This is a genomic window from Streptomyces sp. NPDC046197 (genome assembly GCF_040646295.1).
Taxonomy (GTDB): domain Bacteria; phylum Actinomycetota; class Actinomycetes; order Streptomycetales; family Streptomycetaceae; genus Streptomyces.
Genome location: NZ_JBEYZY010000086.1, coordinates 1 through 4,081 on the forward strand (window position 1 = coordinate 1; position 4,081 = coordinate 4,081).

At 67.6% G+C, this 4,081-nt stretch carries 3 protein-coding genes and 2 pseudogenes; 4 read left to right on the plus strand and 1 reads right to left on the minus strand.

Translation table 11 applies throughout. From position 1 onward, the window contains the following. Positions 1 to 179 precede the first annotated feature (179 nt). The 4 genes and pseudogenes from AB0A61_RS40875 (at position 180) to AB0A61_RS40890 (ending at position 1,738) form a co-directional block, all read left to right on the plus strand. Positions 180 to 446: a hypothetical protein gene (locus tag AB0A61_RS40875; RefSeq protein ID WP_361304660.1), complete on the plus strand. Its 267-nt coding sequence runs from the start codon at positions 180 to 182 to the stop codon at positions 444 to 446. A 230-nt stretch (positions 447 to 676) separates the two neighbouring features. After that, a complete protein-coding gene (locus AB0A61_RS40880; protein WP_361304663.1) occupies positions 677 to 931 on the plus strand; it encodes an integrase in 255 nt (84 codons plus the stop codon). Positions 932 to 1,018: 87 nt separating this feature from the next. After that, positions 1,019 to 1,069: pseudogene (locus tag AB0A61_RS40885) on the plus strand (hypothetical protein); the annotation flags it as partial. A gap of 240 nt (positions 1,070 to 1,309) precedes the next feature. After that, on the plus strand, positions 1,310 to 1,738 hold the full coding sequence (locus AB0A61_RS40890; protein WP_361304666.1) for an integrase core domain-containing protein: 429 nt from the start codon (positions 1,310 to 1,312) through the stop codon (positions 1,736 to 1,738). Positions 1,739 to 2,166: 428 nt separating this feature from the next. Here AB0A61_RS40890 and AB0A61_RS40895 read toward each other — a convergent pair. Further along, a pseudogene (locus AB0A61_RS40895) lies at positions 2,167 to 3,932 on the minus strand (UvrD-helicase domain-containing protein); the annotation flags it as partial. Positions 3,933 to 4,081: the final 149 nt, after the last annotated feature.

Below are 4,081 nucleotides of genomic sequence, written 5' to 3' on the forward strand. Positions count from 1 at the left end.
GGCCGGCTGACCCCCATCGAATTCGAGACCGTCATGACCACGCCGGCCCTCCAGGCCGCGTGACCGCACCTGTCACCCGAACCTGCATCAGACCCCTCATGAAGTACGGAGATGCAACATACTTGGCGGCCAAAGACGCAATGGCGGAGACCTTGCGGGGCTGGGCCCGGGAGGGTCGAGTGGACACCTACAAGGCGCTGAGCGAGGCGCTGGCGCCGGATCACCGTGTGCACTATCACGGACGGATGATGTCGCTCCTGCTTGCGGACGTCTGCCGCTTGGACAAGAACGGACCGATGCTCTCGGCCATCGTAGTCAACGGACAGAGCAAGAAGCCTTCGGGCCAGTTTTTCGAGCTGGCCGTGACCGAGTTCAATCGCCGCGACCCGCACTGGACATGGCAGCAGGAGAGAGACGCGGTGTTGGCCCGCTACAGCGAGAACTGACATCACACGGAATGACAGCAAGCAGGAGTGACGGACAGGAGCACCAGGTGTGGGGGCTGCCTCAAGTCCCGGCTCCCTCACCCTGGTCGCCATGGTGCGTTCGGTTGTGCCGTCCAGCGGGCCGAGAAGCAGCATGGCTGGTCAGCAACGGGGTGTGCCGTTCAGAAATGCGTTGCTGCAGGTCGTATGGCGTCCGGTGGTGCTCAGGGCCGCCTGGGACGATGCCGCGGGTGATTGTCGCGCTGGTCTATCGGGTGACGAGGAAGCTCTTGTCGGTCCCGGTGTTGGTGCTGCGCCGGCCGGTGGCCAAGGACGCCGAGCTTCTTGTCCTGCGGCACGAGAACGCGGTGCTGCGTAGGCAACTCGTAGGTCCAGTGCGCTACGAGCCGGCGGACCGGCTGTGGTTCGCGGCGCTGTCCTCGCTGATACCCCGGCGCCGCTGGGCGCAGGTGTTCCCAGTGACTCCCAACACCCTGCTGGCGTAACACCGAAGGCTCGTCGCGCGCCGGTGGGACTACAGCAAGCGCAGGAGCAAGCCGGGTCGGCCACCGACCGCGCATGCGATCAAGGAGTTGGTCCTGCGGCTGGCAGAAGAGAATCCGCACTGGGGCTGCCGCAGAATCCAGGCCGAGCTCGCACGGCTCGGGCATCGGGTCGAAGCCTCCACGGTCTGGGAGATCCTTACCGCCGCCGGAGTGGGTCCCGCTCCCCGCAGCGGCGGACCCACGTGGCGAGAGTTCCTGACGGGCGGAGGCCGACGGCATCATCACCTGCGACCTCCTGCACATCGACCTGGTGGATCTCCGCCAGGTCTACGCGATGGTCTTCCTCGAGCCGGCACGCGCCGCTTGCACATCGCTGGCGTGACCGCTCACCCGACCGCGCAATGGACGGTGCAGCAGGCCCGCAACCTCGCCGCCGAATTGGGCCTGCGCTTCGAGTCGCTGCGCTCCCTGATCCGCGACCGGGACAACAAGTACACCGAGTCCTTCGATGCGGCCTTCGCAGCCGAGGGCATCGAGACCCTGAGGACGGCGCCAGGGTCCCCACGGATGAACGCGCACTGCGAAGGGGTTGTCGGGACACTCCGGCGCGGGGCCCTCGACCACCTGCTGCTCTTGAACGAAGCCCACGCGCGACGCGTCCTGGACGTCTATGCCCGCCACCACAACGGCCACCGTCCCCACCAGGCCCGAGGGCAACGGCCTCCTCTTGCCGATGACTCGGCCATGCTGTGTACCGATGAGAGACATACAGCCCGCTCGTACGCACCCGCATCTCTGGCGGTCTGATCAACGAGTACAGGTATGCAGCTTGACCAGCCACAATGAGCTTCTGAACGGCACAGGGGAAATCATCATGGGCGTCGCGGTGGGTGCAGGCATGTCACGTCGACACCCCGACTGAAACCCGGCCCCTTCCAAGCACACCAAGTTCGCCAGCGTCCTCGGTATCGACGGCACTCGCCTCACCGGGATCTGGAAGAGCGGCGACAAGACTTATGTGACCGTCTATGCCTCCGGCGACCTGGTCGCCGTGGTCCCCTCGTCTTCGACACGAAGACCGGCAAAACCAACATGGCCATCGGGACCACCCCGCGAACGCGAATGAATAATCCGCAGGTCACCGCACGGGCTCCACACCAGCCATCAGCGCGGCGTACCCGCATAGCATCCGCATGACGGTGGTGGGCGAGGGATGCTGGCCGCGTTTCTTGCTTTCACCGGGGCGGAAGCAACGGCGCGAGGAAGCGGCTGGGCTCACCGTGCCAGGTGATGGCGAGTGCGTCACGGGCGCGGGTCGCCGCGACGAAGAGGAGCGAGCGCGCCCGGTGCAGTTCTCGCTCGTGACGGCTCGGGTCCGTGTGTTCCCAGGCGTCGACGGAGGCGCGAGGGACGAGTCCTTCGGAGACCCCTGCGATGATCAAACAGCGGTATTCCAGTCCCTTGTGGACGCCCTGGTCGCCGGAGGGGCCGTCCGGCGTGATCTCCGTCGGCGTGATGCCGCGTCGGGTGAGGCGGTCGGCGAGCTGGGTGACCATGTCGTTGGTCGGGACACAGATGGCCGTGGACTCGCGGGGCACGTCGTGCCAAGCCCGCACCTGCTCCACGACGAGGTCCATCTCCTCGTCCCAGCTCCGTGCCCCGCGCAGCGACGGGGTCTGGCCGTGGAGGACCGAGCGGTACCCGGCGAGGGTGTCGGTGTCGCCGTCGAGGTCGTCGTAGTCGGCGTCGTCCAGTACCCGGATCGCGTTGCGAAGGATCTCCCGGGTCGTGCGGTAGCTGAGGGTCAGCCGGGAGGACCGGCCGCGGATGTGGACGCCCAGGCTGCCGAGGGTGACCTGGTTGTCGTAGATCCGCTGGTGCGTGTCGCCGACGAGGAAGATGTCGTCGGGCTCGCACGGCGCCATGGCGCGCAGCATCTTCCAGTGGGCGGCGCTGAGGTCCTGGGCCTCGTCGACCACGATGTGCCGGTACCGGTAGCGCAGCCACGCGCCGGAGCCGGCCTCGACGTGGAGGTTGTCCAGGCCTCCCCGTTCCTCGCGTTCCTCTGACCGTTTGTCGATTCTGGCCTTGCGGGCCATTTCCAGCCGCGCGGCCCGCTCCGCGACCTGGCGGTGGGTCTCCAGCCCCTTGGTCTCGAGTCGCTGGGTGAAGCGTTCGGCGAGCTGCCAGATACCGGCGCGCTCGGAGCGGGTGACGCTGCGCCCCCGTCCGGCGCGCCGGACGGTGAAGTAGTCGCTGCGGGAGGTCACGGCCTGGCCGAGGATGACCTGGTTCCACTCGTCGCTCAGGAACTCGGCGCTCCAGCGGGTCTCCCCCGCTTCCACCAGCAGTTCCCGCCATTCACGGAGTGCTGCCGTGTCGTCGATCCGCCGCTTGGCGTTGCCCGGGTCGGCCTCGCTGACGATGCGGGTGGCGAGCTGGTCGACGTGGGCGATGTCGACGCGGGCCAGCACGTCGGGGCCGCATTGAAGGTGGTGAGCAGGACGGGCTTGTTGCGGCCGGGAGGGAGCTTTCGCACCAGATGGCACACGCGGTGGAGGGCGACGATCGTCTTGCCCGTCCCCGGTCCGCCGCCGACCCGGGCTGGGCCGGAGTAGTGCCGGTGGACCAGCTTCTCCTGGGTGGGGTGGAGGAAGATCTTCCATCGCCCGAAGTCGCCCTCTTCCAGGATGCTCTGGAGGGATTCGTCGTCGGTGATCACCACAGTCTGGGAGCGGTCGACGGCCGCCTGCCAGTCGTCGGTGTCGAGGTTCTTCTCCGGCTCGGTCACGGCGACGGGAGCGGTGACCTGTTCCATGACCGCTTCGTACGGAACGCCGTCGCGCAGCCGGAGGAGCACCTCCCCGGTGTGACGGGGTGCGTACTCGGCGAGGCCGAGCAGTTCGTCGTCCGTGCTGAGTTTCCGGACGATCGGGATGAGCGGTTCGGCGACGCCGAGGTCCGCGAGCTGCTCATCGGTGTACGCGGCGAAGAGGGGCGCCTCCGGCGGGACAGGTTCGGGAGCCGGCGCGGGGGTGGGTGCCGGAGCCGGCGCGGGGTGCCTCTATGTCTTTCGTCAAGCGAGCTGTGGGGGTCGGGGCTCGTAGAAGGTTCCGTCGCGGAGCATGGCGAACAGGACGCTGATGCGGT